The following is a 3,475-nucleotide window of genomic DNA, read 5'->3' as shown; positions in this document are numbered from 1 at the left end:
CCGCGACACCACTCAAGCATCGCTCACGCACCTCCCGTCATTTGGGAGACACGCCCTAGGTCAGGGACCACTCACGCCTTATTGACTGGGCGCACCGAATCATCGGCACCAACGGTCTGATGCCGATCCCACCTGCCAGGACGACGTAGCGATCTGCGCCCACGAAGAGAAAGTTGTTGCGCGGGCCGGAAACCTCGATGGTGTCACCCTCGGCCAGGACGTCATCAACGTAGACCGAGCCCCTGCGACTCTCCGGAGCCCGCTGCACCGCCAGTTCGTAATGCGCAGCATCCGCCGGATCTCCGCAGAGTGAGTACTGGCGCGTAGTCCCGTCCGGCAGGACGATATGAGCCCCCGGTGACCACGACGGCAGAGGTCCGCGCGAACCGCCGCGAAGGACGATGTGCACGATCCCGTCGGCGATGTGCTCCTTCCGGTCTACCAGAGGCCTGGTTCCGGCAAGCGAACTATCCGACTCGATTGGTCGTGACTCGGCGGCCGCGTCTGCCCCGTTCACCGCACAGCCTCGGGCAACGGGATGAGGGGGAGCGATTCGGGAGACCGGAACAGACGCCCGCTCCAGTGGAGCTCCTCCATGGCAAGACGTGGCTCGGGGAAGTGCGCGATGAGGCCTCGAAACACCATGGTGGCCTCCATCCTGGCGAGGTTGGCGCCGACGCAGAAGTGCGGTCCGATTCCAAAGGCGAGGTGTTCCCGCGCGTCATCGCGGCGGATGTCGAGGACGTCAGGACGGTCGAACACCTGAGGGTCCCGGTTCGCGGCCGCCAGGACCCCGATCACCGTATCACCGCGATGAATTTCGTGATCGTCGATGAGGTGATCCTGGACTGCGACCTGTTGGACGAACTGTGAGGGTGTGACGAATCGGAGCAGTTCTTCGACCGCTCCGGGGATCAGCGCCGGCTCCTCGACGAGTCGAGTCCACTCACCGGGTCGGCGAAGAAGCTCGAGGACTCCGATCGTGAGCAGGTTGCTGGTCGTCTCGTGGCCGGCGAAGATGAGCAGGGCGACCATCTCCTCCAGCTCGGACCAGGACAACGAGTCCGCCTGTTCTGCTCGGACAAGAGCGCTGAGAAGGCCGCCAGATGGCTCTGCGGACTCGCCAGCTCGATAGAGCAGCTCGGCGATATAGTCCATGAGTTCGCCGTAGACCTGGTCGGCGCCCAGAGCTTTGTCTTCGGATTCGGCGTTCAGCTTGCCTTCAGCGAGTACCGCGGACCACTGGTGAATTAGTTCGATCTCAGTGAGATTGATTCCCAGAATATCTCCGAGGACTCCCAGGGAGAGGGCGTATGATAATGTCTTGAAATCGACCACGCCCGACCCACCGGCGTGAAGCGATTTCATCATCGAGTCGACCCGGGCCTGGACGCGTTCCGACATGTTCCGGGCGATGGCGCGCATCGACAACGGTGGCAGCATCAGCTTGCGTATCCGTGGGTGATCTGGCGGGTCCATGCGGACCACCTGACGGTACTCGTGGTCCATGAAACGGTCGAATGCTGCCTGGCCGGCGGGCGAGAAGGACTCTCGTGCCTGTCGGAACCGCGACGAGTTCCGGTTCTGGGCCCTGCTGTAATACTCGTTGTTGTCGGAAATAAGTCGTTTGACGTCACGATGCCTGCTGAGGATGACGGTCTCGCCCATGCGCAAGACCGGTGCCACCGTCCTCAGGTGGTTCCAAGTCGGGTACGGGTCGGCCAGGAGTCTGCTGTCTCCGGCGAGGAGTCGGTTCACGTCGGCGTCGACGTCGAGCACCGTCGGACCTCCTTCGCTTCAGTCGGTGAGGGGTCGTGCGGTCGCGACCTCTTCGCGGCCAGTCGATTCGGTACCTGCGGACGCGGGTTCGTGGGCGAGAAGCTGCGCGTGACGAGGTGTCTCCGACCCCGATCCGATGCCCCGCACCGCGAGGACGCCGATGAGGCACCACGCTGCGACGTAGGCCGCTACCCACCACGGGGTGCCATGTCCGTAGAGGACAAGTGCGGCACCGACCAGAGGAGTCGTCCCCGCCGCGATCGCTCCGCTGAGTTCTTTCGTGAACGCGATCCCCGTGTGTCGGACCTCGGTCGGAAAGATGTTGACGAAGATCCCCGGGAATGCGCCCGCCGCTCCAGCATGGCCTACCGAAAAAATTGCACTCAAAGCCACGATGACCAGCCAATTCGGGCTGGAGCGCGCCGCCATGAAGAACAAGAAGATCCCTGGAATAGATATACTCATGGCGATCGTCCATATCCGCCTGAAGCCGTACTTATCGCAAAGGCTTCCTGCGATGGGGTTCGCGATGATCCCGAAGAAGGTGCCGACCGAGACCGCGGTGAGCGCCGTCGTGGCGGGCAGGTGCCGGGTGTTGGTGAGGAAGCTGACCGAGAACGTCATGAGAGTATACGTGAGAACGTTGATCGAACTCATCATTGCGAAGGAAAGGGCCACTTCCCGTTTCCTGTTGCTGAGCAATTGCCGGAGGGGCTGGGCGGCTGCGCCTACTGAACGAAGGCGGTCCATCACCGCTACAAACTCGGGTGATTCATCGAGTTTCGATCGCATGTACAGCGCGACGATGCAGAGAGGCCCAGCGCAGAGGAAGGGGATGCGCCAGCCCCAGCTGAGCAGAGCATCCTGGGGCAGGCTCGACACGATCAGAAAGGCGAGGCTCGCGAGAAGGACACCTCCGAGGGAGGTTGCTTGCATCAGGGCGGTGTAGAAGCCACGGCGCCGCTGTGGCGTGTACTCGGCGGTCAGGGCCAACGCTCCCGCAAACTCGGCGCCGGCGCCGAAGCCCTGCGCGAGCCGAAGGGTCACCAGGAGGACTGCGGCCCAGATGCCGATCATGTCGTACGTCGGGAGAAACCCGGTCGCGAAGCTGGACGCACTCATCAGCACAATAGTGAAGATCAGCGCGGGCTTGCGGCCGTGACGGTCTCCGAATCGTCCAACCAGGATGCCGCCGAACGGCCGGGCCACGTAGGGGACTCCGAAAGCCGCGAAGGCCGCGAGAAGGGCGACGCTGTCGGATTGATGCGGAAAGAACAGCTTGGCCGCGAACAGCGCGGCGAGTGATCCATAGAGGGAGAAGTCGAACCACTCGATCAACGTGCCGACCGCTGCTGCGGCGATCGCTCTGCGACCGTCGCGAGACAGGGCCGGCGTGGAGCCGCTCAAGGCTTCTGCATGACTCATGATTCCCTTCCGATGGCTGTCCTGCGTCAACGGTGACACTCGGCCCGGTCGTGCAAGCGGGTAGGCCGCGAGGCATGGGCGGTTCGCTCATGGGCGGTGGAAAGGCTGAGGACCGGATCACCGACTGGGTCGACCCCGACCGTGGGCTGGGTCCTGCTGAGTCGTTCGGCCAGCCGGATCCTCACGAACAGGTGGTCTCCGATAGGAGCCATGAACCGTCCTGGGTCTGCGTGAGGCTGACGTTCAGGCCACCGCACCCTGTTGGGCGATG

The 3,475-nt window shown here is 63.3% G+C and carries 2 protein-coding genes; both read right to left on the bottom strand.

Features of this window, described 5'->3' with window-relative positions; all coding sequences use genetic code 11:
* Positions 1 to 513: 513 nt before the first annotated feature.
* Positions 514 to 1,779: a cytochrome P450 gene (locus ABD993_RS31995; protein ID WP_345426642.1), complete on the bottom strand. Its 1,266-nt coding sequence runs from the start codon at positions 1,777 to 1,779 to the stop codon at positions 514 to 516.
* 18 nt (positions 1,780 to 1,797) lie between these two features.
* On the bottom strand, positions 1,798 to 3,234 hold the full coding sequence (locus ABD993_RS31990) for an MFS transporter (protein WP_345426640.1): 1,437 nt from the start codon (positions 3,232 to 3,234) through the stop codon (positions 1,798 to 1,800).
* Positions 3,235 to 3,475 lie beyond the last annotated feature (241 nt).

Origin of the sequence: Pseudonocardia xishanensis (genome assembly GCF_039541715.1) — a bacterium.
GTDB classification, from domain to species: Bacteria; Actinomycetota; Actinomycetes; order Mycobacteriales; family Pseudonocardiaceae; genus Pseudonocardia; species Pseudonocardia xishanensis.
This window is presented reverse-complemented; position numbering and strand designations above follow the sequence as displayed.